The organism is Psychroflexus salinarum, from assembly GCF_042677225.1.
Lineage (GTDB): Bacteria > Bacteroidota > Bacteroidia > Flavobacteriales > Flavobacteriaceae > Psychroflexus > Psychroflexus salinarum.
In genome coordinates this window covers 173,986-198,684 of sequence record NZ_JBHTIV010000005.1, presented here as the reverse complement: position 1 = coordinate 198,684, position 24,699 = coordinate 173,986, and the positions used below count along the sequence as shown (strand labels likewise).

Genomic DNA, 24,699 nt, shown 5'->3' with positions numbered 1-24,699 from the left:
TTGTCTGTACTGAGCGATAGTTGAAGTATTGAGATTTAAATCGTTCTTGAGTTTAGTTTATCCTGAGCATTGTCGAAGGGCTCGACCTTGAAACAACACATTGGAAATCGATAATTTGGATATAAGCTTTATTGCTAGTAAAGCTGAGATGATGATCAATAGTTTTTATAAATAAGCCTTTATGAGGCCATTAAAATTTAGAGTAAATAGTTAATAAAGTAATTTTCAGGTTGCTGATATATAAGTATCAATTCTTTCGTCAGTAATAATTCAAAGCTAATCCTATGAAGAAATTTGAAATTGAACTAAAATGGGCTTCAGTATTTACAGCAATAAGCATTGCCTGGGTCTATTTTGAAAAGTACTTAGGCTATCATAGTACAAACGTAAGTAGTCAGGCCGTTTTTTCATTTTGGTTAATGATCCCGCAGGCTTTGATTTATGTGGTTGCTATTCGTCAAAAGCGTGAAAAATATTATGGCGGTGAAATCACCTGGCAGAAGGCGTTTATTTCTGGTGTAGTTTTGTCAGCCGTGATTGCCGGGCTTTCGCCAGCGGCTATCTACATAATGTTAGAGATAGTTTCCCCGGATTTTCTATCCAATATTGTAGAGGTAAGAGCTGAACAAGGAATGCCAAGAGAAGGGTTGAGTCAAATTTATAACCTGAATACGATGGTGATTAATGCTATATTCAACAACCTTGCAACCGGTGTTTTCTTTTCAGCCGTGATTGCTTTATTTCTGAAAAACAAAAAAGTTTAGAAAGGAAATATTAACTGTAGCCTAAATCTATTGCCAGTTTCATCTTTACTGTTGGAAACCCTGGCATAATCAGAGTCCCAGCTGGAATTGGTTATATTGATATCATAAGACAGTTGAATTCGTAAATGCTCTTCATTATCTTTGGATGAGAGAATAGAATAGCCAATTCCAGGACTGACATAAAACTGGTTATTATTTAATTTAGCCAAATCTCCAAAGCTTTCTGGATCCTCTAAATCAATAGTTTCGCTTTTATCGAAAAATTCCAGTTCAGAAGTCATATAGCTTAATCCTGCTCCTATAAAAATTTGGTTTTTATTTTCAAACTGAACAACATTTCTTAAGTACCTTAAAGTTAAATTTGCGGAGTTTACTTTATGACCAAAATTATCACGTTCGCGTTCCTGATTGTAAAATCCAACATCTAAGTCAATCCTGTTTTTGCCAAAATCTCCTGTCATTCCCAAAGAAAATTCAAAAGGGAAACGTCTGACCGTCGGTACATTGCTTTCGCTCAAATAAGGATTGATATCTAAAGCGTCTGTGTAAAGCATTCCAATACCAAAGTAATAATCTAAGCTAAAATTACTCTTCTCATTTTCTACATCAGAAGGTATAGGTTGAGATTCATTTTCATTTTGGCTAAAGCCTAATGTGAAAACCAGTAGAAGAACAAAAGTTGTATAGAGTTTTTTCATGATGAAGTGTTTTTTTTGTTTTGATTGGAGCAACTACTAGAATTTGATGTTTCAATTTATTCTTCTTCCAAAGATTCTATTAACTCATCAGTGACATCTAAAGTATGATAAACATTTTGAACATCGTCATCTTCTTCAAATTTATCAATCAGTTTTAAGATTTTAAGTCCTTGTTCAACAGGAAGTTCAATAGTGTTGAGTGGGATTCGTTGGACTTCTGCTTTTTTGGGTTCTATGTTGAGTTCTTCAAGCTTTGTGGACATTTTTCCAAAGTCAACAAAGTCGGTATAAACCGTCAAAAGCTCTTCGTCCTTGTCATTATCTAAATCTAAGGCACCCCCGTCAATCAACTCAAGTTCTAATTCTTCGTCACTAAGTTCGATACTGTTTGTTTCCAGGACAAAAACGCCTTTTCGATCAAATAGAAATTCTAAGGATCCATTGGTGCCCAGACTCCCTCCGTTTTTACTGAAAATAGAACGGATAGAAGCTACCGTTCGATTGGTATTATCTGTAGTGCATTCCACAAAAATAGCAATACCATGAGGACCATAACCTTCAAAAGTTACGAGTTCATAGGAATCAGCGTCAGCTCCGGAGGCTTTCTTTATGGCACGCTCAATGGTGTCTTTAGGCATATTCACGCCTTTTGCATTGGAAATAGCATTTCTCAAGGTTGGATTGGTTTCTGGATCTGCACTGTTCCCTTCTTTTACAGCAACAGTGATCTCTTTAATTGCTCTTGTAAATTCTTTCGCTCGCTTTTTATCTTGGGCGCCTTTTCTATGTTTAATGTTCGCCCACTTACTGTGTCCGGCCATGTATTATGAATTTAAATTTCAATCAATATAAGTAATCAAAGCAATAGTGTCAAATTTTCCTACACCATAAATACCCAATACCAAATACTGAACATCGAATACTGAATACTGAATGTGAAGTTATGATTTCAAACTTTCAAACAACCTAATCCCTGTTATTTTACTCATAAACTAAAAATCTCAACAACTATTTCAAATTTTCCTACAACCTAATCCCTACGACCTAAATCCTGTTTTTTTACTCACAAACTCAAGAACTCAAAAACTAGCCTTGCAAAATGGTTCTACCAATACAGCTCAGAAGCAATGGCTTCAGCAGTTTGTTGTTTAAGAAGTTTTCGGTTTGGGAGATTCAATTCCATCCCTTCGGTATGAATTAATGGGTGGACAATCGCCCGAAGCACACCTGGACTTCCTGAATCGAAACCATAACGAAAACGTTTTTTGCTGTCTGGAAATGAAATGGGAACAATAGGGATTTGATGCTCAATTGAGAGTCTGAAAGCTCCGTCTTTAAATGTGTCGAGCTTTTTATGGATATCGTTCGGAACACCACCTTCTGGAAATATACAGATACTCACTCCGTTTTTCAATCTGCGTTGGGCTTCTAAAAAAGCATCTTTTCTACTCCTGGCATTACCTCTGTCTACCAAAATACAAGAGCGTCTATAGATAAGACCAAAAACAGGAAGCTTAGTTAACTCACGTTTTCCAATAAATACGAAAGGAGTTTTTGACACGTAAATCATCATCATAATGTCAATCATACTGCTATGATTGGCGGTGAGCATATAGCTTTTTCGTCTGTCGAGTTTTGTATTGTAAGTGACCTTAGGGAAAAATCCCATTCCATATAAAACTATGTTGGCCCAAATTTTTCCTAAGAAAAATGTGCCAGGATACCACTTTTCTTTAGAAGTGGTTATTAAGAGAAAAGGAAGTAGAAGGATAAGCGGAGTAATGACGAGGATGTAAAACCAAATTCGCCAAACAACTATAAAAAACTTCTTAATCCATTTCATAGACGGCAAATTTAATAAATAGAATGGTTTCAGATAAACAAAACATTTATCTTTGAAGCCATTTGTAATTTATCTCAACTATGTCTAGAATTTTAACCGGTGTGCAAAGCACAGGAGTTCCTCATTTAGGAAATTTATTGGGTGCTATCATTCCCGCTATTGAAATGGCTAATTCACCTAAAAATGAATCTTTTCTTTTTATTGCGAATCTGCATTCGCTAACGCAGATAAAAGATGCTGAAGTCTTAAAAGAGAATACTTATGCTACTGCTGCCACTTGGTTAGCATTTGGTCTGGATGTAGAAAAGACCACATTTTATAGACAAAGCAATGTCCCGCAGGTGACAGAATTAACCTGGTATCTCAACTGTATGTTTCCTTACCAGCGCTTGACTTTGGCTCATTCCTTTAAGGATAAATCTGATAGATTGAGTGATGTAAATGCAGGCTTATTTACTTATCCAATGTTGATGGCTGCGGATATTTTACTCTACGATGCTGAATTTATTCCCGTTGGAAAAGATCAACTTCAGCATATAGAAATGACAAGAGATGTGGCTGAGCGTTTTCATGCCCAATACGGCGATACTTTTGTCTTACCAGAAGCTAAACTTTCTGAATCATCCAAATATGTGCCTGGAACCGATGGGGCTAAGATGAGTAAATCTAAAGGCAACACCATCAATCTGTTTCAAACCGACAAGAAACTGCGCAAGCAAATCATGCAGATTGAAACGGATAGTACGCCGCTGGAAGAGCCAAAAGACCCGGAGACTTGCAATGTGTTTCAAATCTATAAACTCATTGGCTCTGAGGCTGAAATAGCTGATTTAAAATCTAAATACCTTGCTGGTGGCTTTGGTTACGGTCATGCTAAACAAGCTTTATTTGAACTGATACGTGATACTTATAAAGAAGAACGCGAGAAGTTTGACTATTTTATGAACAACAAACCAGAAATCGATAGATTATTGGGAATTGGTGCTGGTAAAGCAAAAGATGTTGCGGATGAGGTGTTGAATAGAGTAAGGATGAAGCTGGGGTATTGATTTGGTTATAATAAGGTTTTTGAGTTGCTGTACAATTGAGTTTCGTAATAGCTTTTTAGATTTAGTTTGTTTTCTTCTTACGCGATAAAATGTGCGAGGAACATGAGTAAATTTTTATTCTAAATGTATTAAGTCTTAAGGCATACTTAGTTTTCCTTGCTCCAGCGCGATTGTATCGCGCGAGAACCCTAAAGATTAAATTTTGAAATGAGTAGGAACTATAAGTTCCACAACCCTGAAGGCTTATACTTTGTAAGCTTTGCTGTCGTGGAATGGCTTTACGTTTTTACAAAAAAAGAATACATCGATATTGTATTGGATAGCTTATCCTTTTGCCAAAAACACAAAGGAATGGAAATAGCAGCATGGTGCCTTATGACCAATCATGTACATTTGATTTTCAGAAGTATAGGGGGTCTGCATCCTGCAAATCTACTTGGCGACTTTAAGAGATTTACCAGCAAAGCCATAGTAAAATGTATAGCGAGTCATCCAAAGGAAAACAGGAAAGAATTTTTATTAGGACAGTTCAAGAAAGCTGCACAAAAAGCCTCAAACGTCAATGACTATCAGTTTTGGAGACATGATAACCAGCCTATTGAGTTGTGGAGCAATAAAGTCATTGCACAAAAAATAAACTACGTACATCAAAATCCTGTTAAAGCTGGTTTAGTCCTGAGACCCGAAAATTATAAATATAGTAGTGCCAAAGATTACTCGGGTGAAAAGGGCTTGCTGGATGATATAATGGTATTTCGAAATTTTGGAATGTGACTTGGTAATTACCTGGTAGGTGCGCGATTGCACCGCGTCACCCTACATTCCAAATTTAAGGATGTAATGAGAAAATAGTATTCTTTAGAGGTCATAAAATTTAGGAGAGTAACTATTAAGAATTGCGCGATGCAATCGTGCAATAACGTGAGTTCCTTGCGTCATTACTAAAGATAACTTCTTTCTAGTTAGTGCGCGATTGCATCGCGTCACTATTTAAAATTAAAGCCTTCTCTAATTACCACACGATAACATCGTGTGGTAAGTTAATTTTTAAAGCTTTAGTTCTTCTAAGATGCGGCATCCAAATGAAGCGAGTTCTAAAGTTCAAAGCCAACTAACTTTCCCTATTATTGATTATCTTAGAGCAAAATCAGAAGAAAAACGAAGAATGAAAAATGTATTGGGTACAGAGTTAAAAGCATGTTCATATGATCCTATGACGGGAGTGTTTAGAGATGGATTTTGTAAATATGCTGAACAGGATAATGGCTTACATATTGTAGCGGCGAAAGTGACTGAAGGTTTCCTGGAATGGAACAAAGCACGTGGAAATGATCTGGTCACGCCAAAACCACAGTGGAGTTTCCCGGGTTTGAAACCTGGAGACTGGTGGTGTGTCTGCATGGGCGTTTGGCTAAAAAGCAAGGAAGCAGGACATCCACTGTATCTTAAACTAGAAGCATGCCATGAAAAAATGCTGGAGTACGTCTCTATGGAAACCCTTAAGGAATGGGAGTATCAAGATTAGTGCTTATTTTACTAGTGTATAAAAAAACTCCCTTCTGAATTTGATTTCGAAAGGGAGTTGATAGTTAAGATGGAATGGTTTTAATTTTTTAAGGACTGCATATCAATCACAAATCTGTATTTGACATCAGAATTGACCACTCTTTCATAAGCGGTGTTGATGTTTTGCATATCGATCATTTCAATATCAGAAACGATATTGTGTTCTCCGCAGAAATCTAACATTTCTTGAGTTTCCTCAATCCCACCAATAAGTGAACCTGCCAGGCGTTTTCTTTTAACAATTAATGCACCGCCGTTAACACCTTTTAAAGGCTCAATCGCTCCAACCAAACACATGGTTTTATCTCGTTTGAGTAAGTTCAAATAAGGATTCACATCGTGTCCAACGGGTACAGTGTTCAATATAAAATCAAACGAATTGGCATGTTCTTTCATTTGCTTGTCGTCTTTAGAAATTAAGACGTCATCGGCTCCAAGTCGTTCTGCATCCTTACTTTTTTCTGGAGAGGTTGTGATCATCACTACGTGTGCTCCCAGGGCATGAGCAAATTTGATTCCCATATGACCAAGTCCGCCAAGGCCTACAACGCCAACTTTGTCTCCTTTCTGTACATTCCATTGTCTTAGTGGAGACCAGGTGGTTATGCCCGCACAAAGCAATGGTGGAACAGCTTTTATGTCTAAGTTTTCTGGAACATTCAAGACAAATTTCTCATCGACTACAATTTCTTCGGAATAGCCACCGAAAGTGTGTCCTCCGAGGTGCTCATCTGGACTGTTGTAAGTAGCTGTCATTCCATTTTCGCAAAACTGCTCAAGTCCTTCTTTGCAAGAATCACATTTTTGACAGGAATCTACCATACAGCCTACACCTACTTTCTGGCCTTTTTTGAATTTTGTGACTTCGCTGCCAACAGCGATAACGTGACCAATAATTTCGTGACCAGGTATCACTGGATATTTTGAATTTTTCCAGTCGTTTCTCACCTGATGGATGTCACTGTGACAAACTCCGCAGTAGTCTATTTCTATATGAACATCTGTAGGGAGAAGTTCTCTTCTTTTAATGTCCAATTGTTCTAAATCGGCGTCGCTTGCTTTTGCACCGTATGCTTTTACTTCACTCATATAAATTCTTTTTTCTTAAAAATAGGCTTTGGAAATGGAAAGCAAAGATGATTTGACTTCATTTTAACCTTAATGATTATTCAAATAGTTTTTAGTACTTCAAAGACGACCTTCTGTTGTTAAAATCCTTAATATATGATATTGCTCATTTTCTAAAGGGAACTTGACCTATACATTTGCATTAACAAATAATTATAAATTAGTGAACATTCTCAAATACTCTTAAATATGACACATTCAAAATTTATTTCAGCATTTATTCTACTTTTTACCTTTTCTGTAGGATTTGCTCAGTCTCAGTTTAATGCTGCCCCTGGTGATAAGAATACAATTATCATAGAAGGCACTTCAAACATTCATGATTGGGAAATCAAAGTTGAAGACTTTACAAGTAAGCTAGATTTATCTCAAGAGAGCGAGTCTGTGAAAATTGGTTCTATCAATTTAACCATTCCTGTAAAAAGTCTTAAAAGCGGAAAAAGCAAGATGGACAAAAACGCTTACGAAGCCATGGAAGCCGATTCCTACGAGATGATTTTTTTCAATTCTACGTCATCGACTTTGATGAAGGAGGTGTCACCAGGAGTTTATCAGGCAAATGTAAAAGGAGACCTGACCATATCTGGAACTACCAAACAAGTGGAAATCCCTCTTGAATTACACAAGTCTTCTGCCGGATATACCTTGAAAGCGGAAAAAGATTTAAAAATGCTCGATTTTGGCATTGAGCCGCCAACAGCCTTGTTTGGAACAATCACAACAGGCGAAATAGTCAATATAATATTTAACCTAACACATTACAAATCTTAAACTAAAACAACCATGAAAACATTAAAATTCACAATGTTATTTTGCCTAACACTGGCATTTTCACTAACAACTTTCGCGCAGAAGCGTGACTTGGACAACTTTAGACCAAGGGACCAACGAGGTATCAATGTTTTTGAGGCTCCAAAGGATACCGTAACAAATTTTGATGGAGTAAAAGTAAGAGTTGGAGGTGCATCGACTCTACAATTTCAAGCTATTGATCACGAAAACAATGGCAACGTCCCTCTTATTGCTTTAGGAGATAATTTTAACCTGGCAACAGCTAACTTAGATCTTGATGTAGCTCTTTATGATGGTGTACGTATGCACTTAAGAACTTACCTATCTTCACGTCACCACCCAGAACCTTACGTAAAAGGTGGGTATTTATTGGTGGATAAACTAGAATTTATTGGTGAAGGCTTTATGGCGGATGCGATGCAATATTTGACTTTTAAGTTTGGTCACATGGAAATTAACTATGGTGATGCGCACTTTAGACGTTCTGATAATGCAGCAACCATTTATAATCCATTTATAGGTAACTATCTGATGGATGCTTTTACTACTGAAGTTGGTTTTGAAGCATACTATAGAAGAAGCGGATGGATTGCAATGCTTGGAGTAACTAATGGTAAGCTTAACCAGTCAGTTGAAGAAACCAATACCAAGCCATCTTTTGTAGCTAAATTTGGTTATGACAAGCAGCTAAATGATGACTTAAGATTTAGATTAACAGGTTCTATGTACACTACAAGTGAATCTTCTAAAACTTGGTTATACGATGGAGACCGTGCAGGTTCTAGATACTATTTAGTAATGGAAGATGTTGAAGCTAGCTCTAGTGGTAACTTCCGTTCAGGTCGAGTTAACCCAGGACTATCTACAGAGTTAACTTCTATAATGGTAAACCCATTTGTAAAATATAAAGGATTAGAATTCTTCGGTCTTTATGAAAATGCTTCTGGTAAAGGTTTTGGTCCAAATCCTCCAAGCAGAACTTACAATCATTATGCAGCAGATTTACTCTACAGATTTGGAGCTAAAGAAGATTTTTATATTGGAGGTAGATATAGTTATATTGATGGAGAGCACTCTTCAGGACAAGACATAAGTGTTGATAGATTACAACTTGGAGCGGGATGGTTTATGACCAAGAATATTCTTGCAAAAGTAGAATATGTAAATCAATCTTATTCTGATTTTGATGCAGCAAGCATCCTTGCAGACGGACAGTTTGATGGACTTATGCTTGAGGCTGTAATAAGTTTTTAATTAGCCAAACCTTGTAAAACTTGCCCCTTTTTGGGGTGAGTTTTACTTTATAACTTTATAAGATGAAAGTAGTTAGCATTTTATTTTTAAGCCTTTTCTCATTGTTATTGCATAGAGATATTGAAAATAGAGTTGAGGTAGAAATCAAAGAAGGAAGTCATCTTTATATTAAAGGTACTTCCAATGTTAATAGATTTACCTGTGACTATCTTAAACCCATAAAACCAAATAGTTTTACGTTGTCCTATGAAGATATTAAAAACGGGTGGATTATAGAAGATGCTCAGCTGCAATTAGAATCTACGTCATTTGATTGTGGTGGTCGAAGAATAAATAAAGACTTCGAGGAGCTTGTGAAATCTAGTCAATTTCCATCCATACAAATTGAGGTTTTTGAAATTATACCTGAAAAGTCAAAACTACAAGCCAACATTAAAGTGTCTATAGCAGGGGTGACTAAATCATTACCTGTATTTGTCACTTTAGAAAAAGGTGAAGATATCACCTATACCAGTGTTTTGAAATTGAATATTGAAGACTTCAATCTTGATACTCCTACTAAAATGATGGGATTAATCAAAGTTCATGAAGAGATTTCAATTCATGTAAATCTTCGTTTGGGACTTTCGGTAAAAAGTTAGAAATCATTTAATCAAAGATAGCCTTACTTGTTTCATCTTGAATCCCATTTCTATAATCCATTATAGCAATGGGATTTTTTTATTTTTAAACCTATACAAATTAAATTAAGAAAAATATCTTTACATGTAGTGTTACTTATTTAAAATATCTTTTCTACTTTGCCTTTTTAAATTTTTGTATGAAGTCTAGAACATTCTTATTACTTATTACTTCTGTTTCCGCTCTTGGCGGTTTTTTGTTTGGTTACGATACAGGAGTTATTAACGGTGCTCAATACTTTTTAAGTCAGTATTTTTCGCTAGATCCAGTGATGAAAGGTTGGGTTGTTGGTTCAGCTCTTATTGGGTGTCTTGTAGGGGCGATAAGTGCAGGTTACTTGAGTATGAAGCTAGGGCGTAAATATTCATTGATTATTTCAGCTGCATTATTTACGATTTCAGCTTGGGGGTCAGGGCTTCCTTCTTTTCTTCCGGAATCTGTGACACTGCTTGTAGTGTTTAGAATTATTGGTGGTTTGGGTATTGGAATTGCATCCATGAGTGCTCCTATGTATATAGCAGAAATTGCTCCTTCTCATAAACGTGGAAGTCTAGTTACATTTTACCAACTGGCAATCGTTATAGGGTTTTTCCTTGTGTTTTTAGCAACTTACTTTATTGGAAAAAACTTGAGTATTGAAGAAAATATAGCTTTTGGTTGGAGAAGGATGTTTTGGTCGGAGCTCATTCCAAGTGGACTATTCCTTATACTTTTGTTTTTCGTTCCTAAGAGTCCGCGTTGGCTTTACTTGATGAGCAGAGCAGAAGAAGGTTATGGAACGCTTGTCAAAATCCATGGACCGGATTTAGCAAAGAAAGAAGCTGCACAGATACAAGATTCTATAGACCAAAACACAGAAAAGCCGAAAGTCAACTTCTTTTCCAAAGCCATTTTAGGTATTATTTTAATAGGGACCATTTTTTCTATGCTTCAGCAGTTTACGGGTATCAATGCAGTACTCTATTATGGGTCGGATATTTTTGAAAAAGCTTTGGGTTTTGGTAAAGATGATGTTTTGGAACAACAAATATTGCTTGCCTTTATCAATTTGATATTTACTTTTATAGCAATGTTTTCTGTAGACAAGTTTGGAAGAAAACCACTTGTTTATATAGGGAGTGTCGGTATGATTGTAGGGTTTGCGTTACTTGGTGTCACACTTCAGCTAGAAAGCGTGGGGATTTTATCTTTAATAGGAGTATTATTATTTATTGCATCATTTGCAATGTCTATGGGGCCCGTGGTATGGGTATTACTTTCTGAAATGTTCCCAAATCGAATAAGGAGTGTTGCTATGTCTATTGCAGTTGCGGCTCAATGGGCTTCGAATTATTTGGTTTCCCAGTTTTTTCCAGTTGTTTCTGAAAGTGAAACTAACATGAATGACTTTTGGAATGGTTCTTTACCTTATTATATTTTTATTGGATTTATAATTATAATTATAATATTTACATATAAATTTATTCCTGAAACCAAAAATAAAACCCTTGAAGAACTTGAGGACATTTGGGATTAATCCCTTAAAATACTCACTTATCTATTTAGCTTTGGCTTTTTGCTTTGCGCTAGGTGTAAAAGCGCAGGAGTTACCGCCAGTCATTACCTTCTCACCTAAAGATTATCAGGCTGATAATCAAAATTGGTCTATAACTCAAGGAGAAAACAAACATATTTATGTTGCCAACAATAAAGGACTTTTGGAGCATGACGGTGAAACCTGGAATTTATATCCATCGCCTAATCAAAGTATTTTAAGATCCGTTTTTTACCACGATGATAAAATTTATAGTGGAAGTTATCGTGAGTTTGGTTTTTGGGAAAATCAGCCTTCAGGCGAATTGAAATACCACTCGCTCTCCAATGACATTATAGATTCTATAGGAACAGATGAACAGTTTTGGAAGATTGATCGCCTTGAGAAGTGGATTATTTTTCAGTCTTTAGATCATATTTATACCTATAATTATGATGATCAAAACCTTAAGAAAGTTATTATTGATGGATCTATTACTAAAATGTATAAGCTTGGTAATGATTTATTTTTTCAAATAGCAAATCAAGGTCTTTACAAAATCCAAGATGGGAATCCTGTTTTGGTTTCTGATCATCCAATATTCCGAGAAAATTTAATTATCAATCTCTATAAACACGATACTGAAATTTTAGTTCAAACGGATACCAAAGGTATTTTTACACTAGAAAATTCGCCTAAGCAGTGGCCTCAATCCTATAATAAGATTCAGGATCTTTCGGTTTATACAAGTCTTCAAACCAAATCAGGTAAGTTCATTTTAGGTACTATTTCTCAAGGTGTTGTTTTTCTTAATAGAGATGGGTCTCTTGATAAAAAGATCTCACAGCAGGAAGCCTTATATAACAATACTGTGTTATCTATTTTTGAAGATAAAGATAAAAACATCTGGCTTGGTTTAGACAATGGTATTAACTGTGTTAATGTAGACTCTCCAATTTCTGTCTACAAGGGTGACAGAGGGATTTTAGGGACTGTTTATGCATCTGCAATTTTTGAGGATAAACTTTTTCTGGGAACAAATCAAGGCCTGTTTACCAGACCTTTGGATGATGCAAGTGCAAATTTTACTCTTGTTGAGGGATCCAGTGGTCAGGTTTGGTCCCTCAATGTTGTGGATGGAGACTTATTATGTGGCCATAATAATGGAACTTTTAGTTATAGCAATAATCAGTTCAATCAAATATCAAATATTATTGGAACCTGGTGTTTCAAACCAATACCAAATAATCCTAATTTAATTCTCCAAGGACATTATAAAGGGATGAGTATTCTTGAAAAGAAATCCGGAACATGGAGTCTGCGTAACAGTATAAATGGATTTGATGTATCATCAAAATTTATTGAATTTGTATCGCCAACAGAAGTTCTTATAGACCATGAATACAAAGGCGTTTATAAAGTTACATTAAACGAAAATTACTCTGAAGTTGAAAATATTTATCAATTTGAAAATTTTGATAAAGGCTTGTATTCAAGCCTTACTAAATTTAAGAATTCCGTCTATTACGCTCAAAGGTCTGGAGTATGGGAATATAAACCTGATAAAAATGAATTTGTAAGAAATTCTCTGTTAAGTAAATTGTATTCTCCTTCTACTTATTCATCCGGAAAACTTGCGAGTACAGCTGGTGAGATAGGTCTATGGAGTTTTAATAAAAATAGTATTGATTTTACTCTACAAGGTAAAATAGATGAAAAATTCAGACTTGCTTCAATTCCAATTACATCAGACACCAGAGAGACGATGGCTGGATATGAAAACGTTTATCAGCTTGATAAGCAACACTACCTAATGGGTTCAACACAGGGTTATCTAGTTATAGATATTGATAAATTTTTCAAGACTAATATTGATAAAACCCTTAAGATAACAACGATTAAATTCAAAGAAAATGGCGGTATATATAAAGCATTAGACCTTGAAGCTTCTCCAAATCTGAAGAATAAATTTAACAATATCTATTTCAACTTTAGTATTCCTTATTTTCAGAAATATTTTGCTTCAGAATATCAGTACAAGTTGAAAGGGTTTTTAGATGAGTGGTCTGGCTGGAAAGAAGAACATGAGGCGACCTTTAGTAATCTTCCCTCTGGAGATTATGAATTTCAGGTGAGAGCCCGTGTCGGCGATCTTTATCAAACAGAAACTCAGTCTTACTCTTTCACTATAAAGAGGCCGTTCGTTTTTTCTAATGGTATGATTGTCCTTTACATTCTATTACTATTAATAACAATTTTATTAATTCATAATGCTTATAGACGATATTATAAAAAGCAAAAAAATGAATTAAAGCGACGAGCTAATAGAGAATTAGAATTAAAAGAACTAGAAAGCCAAAAGCAACTCATTAATGTCAAGAACGAACAGCTTCAACAGGATATAGACAATAAAAGTCGTGAATTGGCAGTATCTACAATGAGTTTAATAAAGAAAAATGAGTTTTTGGGATCTATAAAAGACGAACTTCAGAAGGAAAAACCCCTGTCTAAATCCTCCCAAAACGTGATCAAGATTATCAATAAAAACATCAACAACACAGACGATTGGAGAATGTTTGAAGAAGCTTTTAATAATTCAGACAAGGACTTTTTAAAAACAATGAAATCCAAACATCCCTCTCTAACTCCCAATGACCTTAAACTATGTGCTTATTTAAGGCTTAATTTATCTTCTAAAGAGATAGCACCTTTATTCAATATATCTACAAAAAGTGTAGAGGTGAAACGATATCGTTTGCGTAAAAAAATGAGTCTCCCGCGAGAAGTTGGTTTAACTGACTATATTTTAGAAATATAAACCAATACAAAAGTCTAAAATAACCCAACATTAGCTATACAAATCCCTATTTTTCAACGTCTACAACGTAATAGTTTCAGTTTTAACAATCACTATAACTTCAATGAATTCATGGCGTAGACCATTTTTGGACAGGGAAGATGTTAATTTTTAACAGGTTGTAGTTTTTTTGTAACTAAAAATAATCTTAATAAATTTTCCTTAACATTAGTTTTACATCAAACAATTTATAGTTATGGTTAAAAACTTTATGATTACGGCTATATGTCTATTATCCATGTGGACATATTCACAAGAGATAGACATTAAAGGAAATGTCACAGATAAAGATTCTGGCACGCCTTTACTTGGCGTAAATGTCCTTGTTGAAGGAACTACTAAAGGAACAACTACAGACTTTGATGGTAATTTCATCATAACCTCAGTTCCAAGCGATGCAACCTTGGTGTTTTCCTATTTAGGTTTTCAAACTAAAAAGGTGAATGTAGCAGAAACTACAGATTTTAATATTCAATTAGAATCTGATACTCAGGCTTTAGATGATGTGGTTGTCATTGGTTATGGGGCGAGTAGCAGGCGTAAGATCACAGGTTCTGTATCTACTGTAGATGCTGAGTCTATTCAAGACTTAGAGCCCATCAATGCTGCGAATGCACTTCAAGGGACAACCGCCGGGGTGAGCGTTACGCCGCAATCTGGTTCTCCTGGAGCAGAATCCAATATCCGTATAAGGGGTATCTCAACCAATGGTAATAGTGCGCCACTTATTATATTGAATGGATTTCAATACGATGGAGGACTTAATTCAATTAATCCTAATGATATAGAGTCCATAACGGTTCTTAAAGATGCGCAAGCAGCGATTTATGGATCTGTTGGTGCAAATGGTGTCGTTTTGATAGAAACCAAAACCGGTAAACGGAATCAGGCGGCAGAAGTAACCTATAATACTTATGTAGGGTTGCAACAAACCACTAGAAAATTACCATTGCTAAATAGTAATGAATACGCATTACTCATCAACGAAAAATATGGTAATGCAGGCTTTAATTTGCCTTTTTCAGATTTATCACAAATTCAATATAATACAGACTGGCAAGACGAAGTTTTTGAACAAACCACGATTATAAGTAACAACGTTTCTGTAAGAGGAGGTTCAGAGAATACGGATTATTCTTTTAGTGCTTCTCATCTCGATCAAAAAGGTATTGTAGCTCCTGAAAAATCTAACTTCAAAAGAACAACCGCCAAGCTATCTATCAATACAGATGTTCGTGACTTTCTTAATTTAAGTGCTAATGTCATCTATACTAATAATAGATCTTCAGGAATTAATTCTTTTGGTTTAGGTTCCGTGCTTTTCAATGCTATTAATATTGCACCAACCATCAGTCCTAATCGTGATAATCTTAACGGTACCATCGATTTAGGTAATGAGGTTGTTAACCCGCTTACACAAATCAATAACACTTTTAATGATTTTGAAAGCAATAGATTAAGTGGTTCTTTTCAAGCTGAATTAGAGTATATTAAAGACTTTAAACTGACTGCTCGATATGGATTTAACTCATCCAATTTGAATAACAGAGAATTCTTTCCTGAATTTAATTTCGGTACAAATAAAGTATTCAACAGACCATTCAATCAGGTGAATTTAAACCAACAGGAATTTTATGACTATACCTTTGATTTATTTAACACCATAGAAAAGACCTTTTTTGATGATTTAGATGTCACGTTTACTCTGGGTATGACAGCCTTTAGAACTCATGGTGAAGCACTTTTTGGATCTAGAACTGGTGTTCTTCGGAATAGTTATGAATTTGCTGATTTAGATTCAGCTACTGGCTTAGGCGATAACCAAACCAATGGATCGTTTGTAAGTGAGTTTAGAAGATTGTCTTATTTCAGTCGTGTTGAATTTTCATTTAAGGACCGTTACTTATTATCTGTTATTAATAGAAGAGATACCTCCTCAAATTTTGGCCCTAATAATTCAACTGCATGGTTCCCATCGGTGACAGGAGGTTGGTTGTTAACAGAAGAAGATTTTATTGGAACAAGCGATGTATTGAATTTTGCTAAACTTAGAGCGAGTTATGGTGAGATGGGGAACGATAGAATACCTAATTTTCTGTTCTTGTCAGTCCTAAGCGGTGAAGCGACTTATGTGCTTGGTGAAGATCAGGAATTGGTTAATGGTCTAGCTTTAGGTCCACTTGCTAATCCAAATGTAAAATGGGAAACCGCAAAAAAATTCAATGTAGGTCTAGATTTAAAGCTATTCAAAAGAAGCCTTGATGTTACCCTAGAATATTATGACAATACAAGAGAGGATTTACTCATACCTGGGATTCCAACCTCTGGTATTTTCGGAACGGCTGCACCTGGAAGTTCTGCCCCTACTATAAATGCGGGAACAGTAACTAACAGTGGTTTTGAAGCTGCGCTAGGCTATAGTAAAGATATTAGTGAAGATTTCTCATTCAATATAAATTACAATGTCAGTACTATTAATAATGAAGTCACTCAAATAAATGGTGCAGATGTTATAAGAGGCGGACAATTTGGTATAGGGCAATTACCTCCAGCAAGAATGGAAGTAGGTCAGCCTATTGGTTACTTCTATGGATTACAAACCAATGGAATATTTCAGTCACAGGCAGAAGTAGACGCACATCCTTCTCAACTTCAACTTGCTGGTGTAGAAGCTAGACCAGGTGATATACGTTTTGTAGATATAAATGGAGATGGGATCGTAAATCAAGATGACAGGACAAGTATTGGTGATCCAATTCCAGATGTGACTATGGGATTGAATTTATCTTTTAATTACAAAAATTTTGAATTCAGTGCCTATTCATTTGCTAATCTTGGTAATGATATTGTAAGAAATTTTGAGCGTGATCAGCCTAACGTAAACATGATGAATCGCAGGTTGAACCGTTGGACAGGGCCGGGCTCTACAAATACAGAACCTCGAGTTTCTGCTGGTGCAACTGCAAATAAGTTGTTTTCAGATTATTTTGTGGAAGATGGGTCATTTATAAGAATACAAACCATCTCTTTAGGTTATTTTCTTCCAACGGATGCTCTGGAATCTATAGGTATAAGCTCTGTGAAACTATATGGTAAAGTTGATAACGCATTCACTTTTACTGAATATTCAGGATACGACCCAACGGCTTCTACAGGAGCTCCAATTGGAGGAGGAATAGACTTAGGGTTCTATCCTTTGCCTAGAACGTTTTCTCTTGGTTTAAATGTCAAACTTTAATAATAAAATTATGATGAGTATTATATACAGAAATTCGTTAATGGTATTAATAGCATTTGGATTGCTATCCTGTGCCGATGATTTTGTGGAAGAACAGCCTCCATATCAGCTAACTTCTGAAAACTTTTTTGAAGCTGAAGAAGATTATGAAAACGCTCTTGTTGGAGCTTATGATATACTTCAATCAACTTATCTAAATGTTCTTTTAGGTGAGATTGCATCTGATAATACACATGCAGGTGGAGAAAGCGCAACAGACGTTGTTGGATGGCAACAAGTTGATAAAATGGAACACACTCCAGTAAATGATGACATAGATGATGTTTGGGATTTTAATTTTGCAGGAGTTTATAGAGCTTCATATATCATAGAAAATGAAGCCAAAATTAGCTTTGATGGCAAAGCTCAAATCATTGCTGAAGCAAGATTTTTAAGAGCCTATTTCAATTTTGAACTAGTCAAATGGTTTGGAGCTATTCCTATTAAACCAGAAGGAAGATTTCAATTGGGAGAAGAAACGTCTATTCCAAGATCATCTGTTGAAGATGTATACGCTTACATCGAAAATGATCTGAATCTAGCAATTCCAGAAATGTCTCAGCAGCCACTTCAAGTGGGTAGAGCTTCAAAAGCTTCTGCTCAGGCTCTATTGGGAAAAGTTCACCTTTATCAGGATGAATTTACCTTAGCAGCTCCATTATTAAGTGAAGTCATTAATTCTAACCAATTTCATCTATATGGAACTGAAGGTGATGAAGACTTCTTAAATCTTTTTGAATTTGTAGCCGAAAATAGTGCTGAGTCTGTATTTGAAATTCAATACACAGGTGCAGAAGGCGCTGGTTTCGAGTGCTTACAGTGTAGTGAAGGTAATGTGATGGTTGGTTTTAGTGGAGTAAGAGGTTATGAAGGGCCAGTATATGAACCTGGTTATGGTTTTAACCTGCCAACTCAAGAGATTTACGATGCATTTGAAAGCTCAGACCTGAGAAGAGAATTGAGCATTTTGGACATTGAAGCATGGGCTTCAGACACTGGTGCAAATTACACAATAGGTAATCAAGATCCTCAAACTGGACATACAGGGTACTATAACAAAAAATACCTTCCTAGGGAAAACGAAAACTTAGGAGATCCCAACTTGACTCAGCCTAACAACTACAGAGCAATACGCTATGCAGATGTATTGTTAATGGCTGCCGAAGCTTTAAACCGTGGAAATATTGATGATGGACTTGCTTTGGATTACGTCAATCAGGTAAGAGAAAGAGCTGGACTTTCTGAAATCAATGCATCAGGGAGTCAACTTACAGATGAAATCTATAGACAAAGACGGCTAGAATTAGTTGGGGAAGGTCACCGATTTTTTGACCTCGTAAGGACTGGTAGAGCTGCAAACGCCATAGATGGATTTACTTCTAATAAAAATGAAGTTTTCCCAATACCACTAGAAGAAATTCAGTTTTCTCAAGGAAATTGGGAACAAAACACAAATTATTAAATGATAAAAATTATGAACAAACAATTTTATATACTTTGGTTATGTGTGATCTCAGTTTTTACTGTGTCATGCTCAGATGATGATGGTTTGCAAGAAGTTTCAATGGGAGCTCCAACCAATCTTGATGCAAAGATTACTATGACTCAGGATAATTCAGGTGTGGTTTCATTTCAACCAACAGCTGAAAACGCTACAGCCTTTTTATTAAATTATGGTGATGGTACTCCAGTTTCAGATACAATTGCACCAGGAGAATCACTTTCTCATAGTTATGAAGAAGGAACATATGATGTTACAATTATAGCGTCCAATATATCTGGACGAACTGAAGAATTAGCAAAACCTCTAGAAGTTTCTTTTAACCCACCATCAAACCTAGTAGTTACAGTAGAAAATGACGGTGTACAATCCAATACCGTAAATGTAACTGCGTCTGCAGATTTTGCTTCTAGCTTCGATGTTGATTTTGGAGAAGACGGGGTTGATTCCGTAATTAATGGTGGTATAGGAGAGACTGTTACCTACACTTACCAACAACCTGGTATTTATACAATCACAGTTGTTGCTATGGGAGCATCTTCAGAAACTGCTACATACACTGAAGAAGATTTTGAAGTTACAGAAGTTCTTATTCCTGTTGTGGCTGCACCTGTTCCAACAAGACCAGAACAGAATGTTATTGCAATATATAGTGATAAATACACACCTATTACAACAACTGAATTCCCAACCTCTTGGTCCGATACTGGATTTGAAGAGATACAAGTTGAAGGTGATAATATTATTAAATATACCGAACTGGCTTTTACTGGTATCGTTACAGACTATGAAAATCCAACTGATTTAACTGGAATGGACTTTATTCATTTTGATTACTGGACAACAGATGCAACTGATTTAGGCTTTAAAATTGTGAATACAACAACAGACCCTGTTCAAGAAGATATTGTAAATATAGGTACTCCAGTTCAAGGAGAATGGGTGAGTGTAGATATTCCTTTAAGTGATTATGATTTAGATAGATCTCAAATCACTCAATTGCTATTTGATACTTTAGGAAGTAGAGCAACTGTTTTCATAGACAACCTATATTTTTACACCGATGCCCCAACAGAGCCTATAGTTCCTGCACCAGTTCCTTCTGTTCCTGAAGAAAACGTTATTTCAATTTATAGTGATACATATACATCTATCACAGTTACCGAACTACCTACAACTTGGTCTGGTTCAATATACGAGGAAGTCAGTATAGATGGAAATAATGCAATGCTATTTACCAACTTCGACTTTCTAGGTATAGTAACAGATTATGAGAATCCTACAGACTTAACAGGAATGACTCATGTTCATTTTGATTATTGGTCTCCTAATGCTGAAAGTCTCGGGCTCAAATTGGTAAATACAACCTTAGACCCTGTTCAAGAAGATCTTGAGGATGTAGGTAATGTAGCTTTAGGTGAGTGGGTTAGTGTTGATATTCAATTATCTAATTTTGATATGGATCTTTCTGCTGTTACTCAATTGATCTTTGACAATTTGGAGCTTGAAGATGCGGACGATACAGTTTATATAGACAACTTTTACTTTTACAACTAAAATATTTTTTAAATGAAAAATTATAATCATTTTATTATCAGTGTTTTGACACTTATGCTTTTCATAAGTTGTCAAGATGATGACAATCAATTTGGAGCCATTGAAGCCCCTTCAAACCTTCAAATAGAACATACAATCGTTAATGCAGATGCAGAAAATGAATTTGGAGACGGAAGTGGTATGGTTAATTTTACTGCGACAGCAGATAACGCCATTAATTACAAGTTTCTCTTTGGGGATTCAAATGTAGAAAATCAAACCAATGGATCAGCTTCACATGCTTATGCATTAACAGGTGTAAATACCTATACAGTTACAGTTATTGCTTCTGGAGTTGGTGGTACTACATCTAGTGCCACTTCAGAAGTTACAGTATTAAGTTTGTTTAGTGATCAGCGAACGAAAGATTTATTAACAGGCGGAGAAGGACAATCTAAAACTTGGTATGTAGCGAAAGAAGAGTCAGGTCACTTAGGCGTTGGTCCGCTAGATAGTGCTACACCAGATTTCTTTGCTGCTCCTGCTAATGGATTGGCGGATTGTTTTTATGATGAACAAATCACTATTGCAGATACAGGAGAAAGTGCATTGTCTTTCAATCATGATAATGGTGGGGTAACTTTCTTCAATGCCGCTTTCAACTCTGTAGGAGGAGGAGGTGGTCCAGATGATCAATGTTTACCTTTTGATGTTTCTGGAGAAAAATCTTTGACCTTGTCATCAGCAAATTCTACATTACCATCAGATCTTACTGTAGGTACACAGCTTAATATAAGTGATGATGGATTTTTTAGTTATTATATCAATACGAGTTCTTACGAAGTACTTGATATTGGTGAGGATTACTTATTTCTAAGAGCTCTCTCTGGACAGGCAAATCCTTTAGCTTGGTATTTGAAATTTACTACAAACCCAGATGGAAGTATTGGTGATAGCAATTCAAACGAACTTCAAACCGAATATACGGATGAGGTCTTTTCAGAAGAATTTGATGTTAATGGAGCTCCAGATCCAAACATATGGAATCTAGAAATCGGAAACGGAGATAACGGATGGGGTAATGAAGAGCTACAATACTATACTGAAGATAATGTGATTGTGGAAGACGGGTTTTTGAAAATTACTGCGAAAAGAGAGCAAACCAATGGGTTTGACTTTTCTTCAACCCGAATGACTACCTTGGATAAGTTTGACTTTGAATACGGGAGAATTGAAGTTAGAGCAAAGCTTCCAGAAGGTGGTGGAACTTGGCCAGCAATTTGGATGCTTGGCTCGAACTTTCCCGAAGTGGGTTGGCCTGAAACAGGTGAAATTGACATTATGGAACATAAAGGCAATGACCCAGGTGTTGTCTATGGTTCCTTACATTTTCCAGGCAACTCTGGCGGTAATGCTGTAAGTGAAACAACTACTGTACAAAGTGTTTCTGAAGAGTTTAATAACTATACAGTGGAGTGGTCCGCAGATCGGATTCTTTTTGCAGTAAATGATGAAGTTTACCATGAGTTTACTAATACCTCAAGTACTCCATTCAACAATCCATTTTTCTTGATTTTAAACGTGGCCATGGGAGGAACATTTGGTGGTGACGTAGATCCTGCTTTTACAGAGAGTACAATGGAAGTCGATTATATAAGAGTTTATCAATAACATATAGTTGTAGTAAACCTTAAAAAACAATAAAAATAAATACATGAAATTACTTTTATTGGGTTTTGTTGCCACCTTTTTTATGGGGTGTCAGCAAAACCCTTCTTTAAATAATAATACTGACGAACCAAATAATGACCAAAAGGTGGAAGAACTTCTCGCTGAAATGACACTTGAAGAAAAAATTGGTCAAATGAATCAATATAGCGGGTTCATGGATTTTACTGGTCCAAAACCAGATAAAGGTAGAGCTGCTAAAAAATTGGAGCATATCAAACAAGGTTTGGTGGGGTCAATGCTAAATGTTCATGGCGTTGAAAATGTAAGAGCTGTTCAAAAAATAGCAGTTGAAGAATCTAGACTTGGTATCCCTCTTATATTTGGCTTCGATGTTGTACATGGCTATAAAACTATAAGTCCAATTCCTCTCGCTGAAGCCGCGAGCTGGGATCTTAAAGCCATGCAACGTTCTGCTGAAATTGCTGCAGAAGAAGCATCTGCAGCTGGTATCAACTGGACATTTGCTCCTATGGTTGATATTTCAAGAGATGCCAGGTGGGGTCGTGTAATGGAGGGAGCCGGAGAAGATCCTTATCTCGGTAGTCAAATTGCAAAAGCTAGAATAAATGGTTTTCAAGGAAAAGACCTTTCTTCGGTCCATACCGTTGCTGCAACAGCCAAGCATTTTGCTGCTTATGGTTTTGCTGAAGCTGGCAGGGAGTACAATACTGTAGATATTGGAACTTCTACACTTTATAATGTTGTTTTTCCTCCTTTTAGAGCTGCCGTAGACTCAGGTGTCAAATCATTCATGAATGCGTTTAATGTCTTAAATGGTGTTCCGGCCACTGGGGATAAATTTCTTTTAAGAGAGATATTAAAAGATAAATGGAACTTTGAAGGTTTTGTAGTTTCAGATTGGGATTCTGTTGGAGAAATGGTTGCTCATGGCTTTGTGAAAAATGGTCGTGAAGCAGCTAAACAAGCCGTAATTGCAGGATCAGATATGGATATGGAATCATACCATTACATTGAAGAGATCAAAGGATTGGTTGAAGATGGTGAGATAAATGAAGAATTGATTGATGATGCTGTGAGACGAATTCTCAAAGTAAAATATGAACTTGGCCTTTTTGACGATCCTTATAAATATTGTTCAGAAAAAAGAGAGAATGAAACTTTGTATAATCCAAAATTTAGAGAAGGTGTTTTGGATATGGCTAAAAAGTCTATTGTTTTGCTCAAAAATGAAAATGATTTACTTCCTTTAATAGCTTCTGGTCAAAATATTACTGTAATAGGAGCTTTAGCAGATGATAAAACGTCACCACTAGGAAGTTGGAGAATAGGAGCCGATGATGAAACAGCAGTTAGTGTGCTTGAAGGTTTAGAAAAGTATGATCAAAATAGATATACCTACTCAAAAGGTGCAGATGTCGTTACTGGTGAAACCTCTTTTACCAGAGAACTCAAAATAAATACCACTGATAAAAGTGGTTTTTCAGAAGCTATTTCAGCAGCAAAATCAGCTAATGTAGTAATTATGGTTTTAGGAGAACACGGTTTGCAAAGTGGTGAAGCAAGAAGTAGAACTAGGCTCGATTTGCCAGGAGTTCAGCAAGAACTTTTGGAAGAAGTTTACAAAGTCAATAAGAATATTGTTTTGGTTTTACAAAATGGAAGACCACTTGCTTTGCCTTGGGCAGATGAACATATTCCTGCTATTGTTGAAGCTTGGCATCTTGGTACCGAAAGCGGAAATGCGATTGCAGAAGTTCTTTATGGTGATTATAATCCTAGTGGTAAGTTACCAATGACCTTTCCAAGGCATGTGGGGCAGGTACCGATTTATTATAACCAAAAATCTACAGGCAGGCCTTCACTCCCATCTCCAGGAGAGGTGTTTTGGTCGCATTATACAGATGAAGAAAATTCACCTTTATATCCTTTTGGTTATGGATTAAGTTATACGACTTTCGATTTCAAAAACCTAGAGATAGAAAACACTTACGCTGAAGATGGCTCAATCTCAGTATCTGTAAAAATAACCAACACTGGTAATCGAAAGGGTAAGTCCACAGTTCAGTTATACATCAGGGATGAATTTGCAAGTGTAACCAGGCCAGTTAGAGAATTGAGAAGCTTTAAACAGGTAGAATTAAAAGCAGGTGAAAGTCAAAAGATCACATTTCAACTTACAGATAAAGACTTAGGATTTTATAACAATACTGGAAAATTTACAGTTGAAGAAGGGAGTTTTCAAGTTTTTGTGGGTGAGGATTCTCAAGCTGAACTTTCAGGTAAATTTGAGCTATAGTTTTACTAAATCAAAAACAAATAATAAAAGTGTGTTTTGTTTACTATTAGTAGACAAAAGTCTAGAATTGATGCTAAGCTATATCGATTTAGGTTAAGAGAAATGTTTACAGAAATCATCCTTACATCTTTTAGACTTTACTTATAGCGCCTTAACATTTTGGTTTAGAAACCAAACATTAACTATACAAGACTTTATTTTATTAAATCAACACATACTCTTCTGACTTGTCGGGACCCTTTTAATAAAGAG

At 35.9% G+C, this 24,699-nt stretch carries 18 protein-coding genes; 14 read left to right on the top strand and 4 right to left on the bottom strand.

Annotation, left to right across the window (positions count from 1 at the left end; all coding sequences use genetic code 11):
• Nucleotides 1-284: 284 nt before the first annotated feature.
• Entirely contained in the window at nucleotides 285-764 is a 480-nt protein-coding gene (locus ACFQ0R_RS03125; RefSeq protein ID WP_379656917.1) for a DUF4199 domain-containing protein, read from the top strand.
• On the opposite strand, the gene ACFQ0R_RS03120 is transcribed toward ACFQ0R_RS03125, so the two are convergent.
• The 3 genes from ACFQ0R_RS03120 to ACFQ0R_RS03110 all read right to left on the bottom strand — a co-directional run bounded on the left by ACFQ0R_RS03120 (nucleotide 761) and on the right by ACFQ0R_RS03110 (nucleotide 3,305).
• Complete coding sequence (locus tag ACFQ0R_RS03120) at nucleotides 761-1,462, bottom strand: hypothetical protein (protein ID WP_379656916.1); 702 nt, start codon at nucleotides 1,460-1,462, stop codon at nucleotides 761-763. The genes ACFQ0R_RS03125 and ACFQ0R_RS03120 overlap by 4 nt on opposite strands.
• Before the next feature lie 56 nt (nucleotides 1,463-1,518).
• Entirely contained in the window at nucleotides 1,519-2,283 is a 765-nt protein-coding gene (locus ACFQ0R_RS03115) for a YebC/PmpR family DNA-binding transcriptional regulator (protein WP_379656915.1), read from the bottom strand.
• 284 nt (nucleotides 2,284-2,567) lie between these two features.
• A complete protein-coding gene (locus ACFQ0R_RS03110; RefSeq protein WP_379656914.1) occupies nucleotides 2,568-3,305 on the bottom strand; it encodes a lysophospholipid acyltransferase family protein in 738 nt (245 codons plus the stop codon).
• An 80-nt stretch (nucleotides 3,306-3,385) separates the two neighbouring features.
• Between ACFQ0R_RS03110 and trpS the strand changes: the two genes are divergently transcribed.
• The 3 genes from trpS to ACFQ0R_RS03095 all read left to right on the top strand — a co-directional run bounded on the left by trpS (nucleotide 3,386) and on the right by ACFQ0R_RS03095 (nucleotide 5,879).
• Nucleotides 3,386-4,354, top strand: coding sequence for a tryptophan--tRNA ligase (gene trpS, locus ACFQ0R_RS03105; RefSeq protein WP_379656913.1), 969 nt, complete (start codon nucleotides 3,386-3,388; stop codon nucleotides 4,352-4,354).
• Nucleotides 4,355-4,561: 207 nt separating this feature from the next.
• Nucleotides 4,562-5,128, top strand: coding sequence for an REP-associated tyrosine transposase (locus ACFQ0R_RS03100; protein WP_379656912.1), 567 nt, complete (start codon nucleotides 4,562-4,564; stop codon nucleotides 5,126-5,128).
• 295 nt (nucleotides 5,129-5,423) lie between these two features.
• A complete protein-coding gene (locus ACFQ0R_RS03095; RefSeq protein WP_379656911.1) occupies nucleotides 5,424-5,879 on the top strand; it encodes a DUF2237 family protein in 456 nt (151 codons plus the stop codon).
• Nucleotides 5,880-5,959: 80 nt separating this feature from the next.
• Here ACFQ0R_RS03095 and ACFQ0R_RS03090 read toward each other — a convergent pair whose 3' ends face one another.
• Nucleotides 5,960-7,009 (bottom strand): NAD(P)-dependent alcohol dehydrogenase, encoded by a 1,050-nt coding sequence (locus ACFQ0R_RS03090; RefSeq protein WP_379656910.1) that lies wholly within the window; start codon nucleotides 7,007-7,009, stop codon nucleotides 5,960-5,962.
• A 228-nt stretch (nucleotides 7,010-7,237) separates the two neighbouring features.
• Between ACFQ0R_RS03090 and ACFQ0R_RS03085 the strand changes: the two genes are divergently transcribed.
• From ACFQ0R_RS03085 to bglX, 10 genes are all read left to right on the top strand, one after another.
• Complete coding sequence (locus ACFQ0R_RS03085; RefSeq protein ID WP_379656909.1) at nucleotides 7,238-7,819, top strand: YceI family protein; 582 nt, start codon at nucleotides 7,238-7,240, stop codon at nucleotides 7,817-7,819.
• A gap of 12 nt (nucleotides 7,820-7,831) precedes the next feature.
• The gene (locus ACFQ0R_RS03080; RefSeq protein ID WP_379656908.1) at nucleotides 7,832-9,094 is read left to right on the top strand and encodes a hypothetical protein; all 1,263 of its coding nucleotides are present in this window, start codon (nucleotides 7,832-7,834) and stop codon (nucleotides 9,092-9,094) included.
• Nucleotides 9,095-9,156: 62 nt separating this feature from the next.
• Nucleotides 9,157-9,735 (top strand): YceI family protein, encoded by a 579-nt coding sequence (locus ACFQ0R_RS03075; RefSeq protein ID WP_379656907.1) that lies wholly within the window; start codon nucleotides 9,157-9,159, stop codon nucleotides 9,733-9,735.
• Between the two features lie 179 nt (nucleotides 9,736-9,914).
• A complete protein-coding gene (locus tag ACFQ0R_RS03070) occupies nucleotides 9,915-11,291 on the top strand; it encodes a sugar porter family MFS transporter (RefSeq protein ID WP_379656906.1) in 1,377 nt (458 codons plus the stop codon).
• On the top strand, nucleotides 11,263-14,106 hold the full coding sequence (locus tag ACFQ0R_RS03065; RefSeq protein ID WP_379656905.1) for a helix-turn-helix and ligand-binding sensor domain-containing protein: 2,844 nt from the start codon (nucleotides 11,263-11,265) through the stop codon (nucleotides 14,104-14,106). The genes ACFQ0R_RS03070 and ACFQ0R_RS03065 overlap by 29 nt, the downstream gene beginning before the upstream one ends.
• Nucleotides 14,107-14,341: 235 nt before the next feature.
• On the top strand, nucleotides 14,342-17,383 hold the full coding sequence (locus tag ACFQ0R_RS03060; protein WP_379656904.1) for a SusC/RagA family TonB-linked outer membrane protein: 3,042 nt from the start codon (nucleotides 14,342-14,344) through the stop codon (nucleotides 17,381-17,383).
• 10 nt (nucleotides 17,384-17,393) lie between these two features.
• On the top strand, nucleotides 17,394-18,884 hold the full coding sequence (locus ACFQ0R_RS03055) for a RagB/SusD family nutrient uptake outer membrane protein (RefSeq protein ID WP_379656903.1): 1,491 nt from the start codon (nucleotides 17,394-17,396) through the stop codon (nucleotides 18,882-18,884).
• 12 nt (nucleotides 18,885-18,896) lie between these two features.
• Nucleotides 18,897-20,480 (top strand): hypothetical protein, encoded by a 1,584-nt coding sequence (locus ACFQ0R_RS03050; protein WP_379656902.1) that lies wholly within the window; start codon nucleotides 18,897-18,899, stop codon nucleotides 20,478-20,480.
• 12 nt (nucleotides 20,481-20,492) lie between these two features.
• Complete coding sequence (locus ACFQ0R_RS03045; protein ID WP_379656901.1) at nucleotides 20,493-22,130, top strand: family 16 glycosylhydrolase; 1,638 nt, start codon at nucleotides 20,493-20,495, stop codon at nucleotides 22,128-22,130.
• 43 nt (nucleotides 22,131-22,173) lie between these two features.
• Nucleotides 22,174-24,447 carry a beta-glucosidase BglX gene (bglX, locus tag ACFQ0R_RS03040; RefSeq protein ID WP_379656900.1) on the top strand — a complete coding sequence of 758 codons (2,274 nt, stop codon included), beginning with the start codon at nucleotides 22,174-22,176 and terminating at the stop codon, nucleotides 24,445-24,447.
• Nucleotides 24,448-24,699: the final 252 nt, after the last annotated feature.

Bases quoted from the DNA above. Each gene is read 5' to 3' on its own strand.
- ACFQ0R_RS03075 (WP_379656907.1), top strand. From the start codon at position 9,157: ATGAAAGTAGTTAGCATTTTATTTTTAAGCCTTTTCTCATTGTTATTG.
- bglX (WP_379656900.1), top strand. From the start codon at position 22,174: ATGAAATTACTTTTATTGGGTTTTGTTGCCACCTTTTTTATGGGGTGT.
- ACFQ0R_RS03045 (WP_379656901.1), top strand. From the start codon at position 20,493: ATGAAAAATTATAATCATTTTATTATCAGTGTTTTGACACTTATGCTT.
- ACFQ0R_RS03115 (WP_379656915.1), bottom strand. From the start codon at position 2,283: ATGGCCGGACACAGTAAGTGGGCGAACATTAAACATAGAAAAGGCGCC.
- ACFQ0R_RS03080 (WP_379656908.1), top strand. From the start codon at position 7,832: ATGAAAACATTAAAATTCACAATGTTATTTTGCCTAACACTGGCATTT.
- ACFQ0R_RS03090 (WP_379656910.1), bottom strand. From the start codon at position 7,009: ATGAGTGAAGTAAAAGCATACGGTGCAAAAGCAAGCGACGCCGATTTA.
- trpS (WP_379656913.1), top strand. From the start codon at position 3,386: ATGTCTAGAATTTTAACCGGTGTGCAAAGCACAGGAGTTCCTCATTTA.
- ACFQ0R_RS03050 (WP_379656902.1), top strand. From the start codon at position 18,897: ATGAACAAACAATTTTATATACTTTGGTTATGTGTGATCTCAGTTTTT.
- ACFQ0R_RS03060 (WP_379656904.1), top strand. From the start codon at position 14,342: ATGGTTAAAAACTTTATGATTACGGCTATATGTCTATTATCCATGTGG.
- ACFQ0R_RS03085 (WP_379656909.1), top strand. From the start codon at position 7,238: ATGACACATTCAAAATTTATTTCAGCATTTATTCTACTTTTTACCTTT.
- ACFQ0R_RS03125 (WP_379656917.1), top strand. From the start codon at position 285: ATGAAGAAATTTGAAATTGAACTAAAATGGGCTTCAGTATTTACAGCA.
- ACFQ0R_RS03095 (WP_379656911.1), top strand. From the start codon at position 5,424: ATGCGGCATCCAAATGAAGCGAGTTCTAAAGTTCAAAGCCAACTAACT.
- ACFQ0R_RS03100 (WP_379656912.1), top strand. From the start codon at position 4,562: ATGAGTAGGAACTATAAGTTCCACAACCCTGAAGGCTTATACTTTGTA.
- ACFQ0R_RS03070 (WP_379656906.1), top strand. From the start codon at position 9,915: ATGAAGTCTAGAACATTCTTATTACTTATTACTTCTGTTTCCGCTCTT.
- ACFQ0R_RS03120 (WP_379656916.1), bottom strand. From the start codon at position 1,462: ATGAAAAAACTCTATACAACTTTTGTTCTTCTACTGGTTTTCACATTA.
- ACFQ0R_RS03055 (WP_379656903.1), top strand. From the start codon at position 17,394: ATGATGAGTATTATATACAGAAATTCGTTAATGGTATTAATAGCATTT.
- ACFQ0R_RS03110 (WP_379656914.1), bottom strand. From the start codon at position 3,305: ATGAAATGGATTAAGAAGTTTTTTATAGTTGTTTGGCGAATTTGGTTT.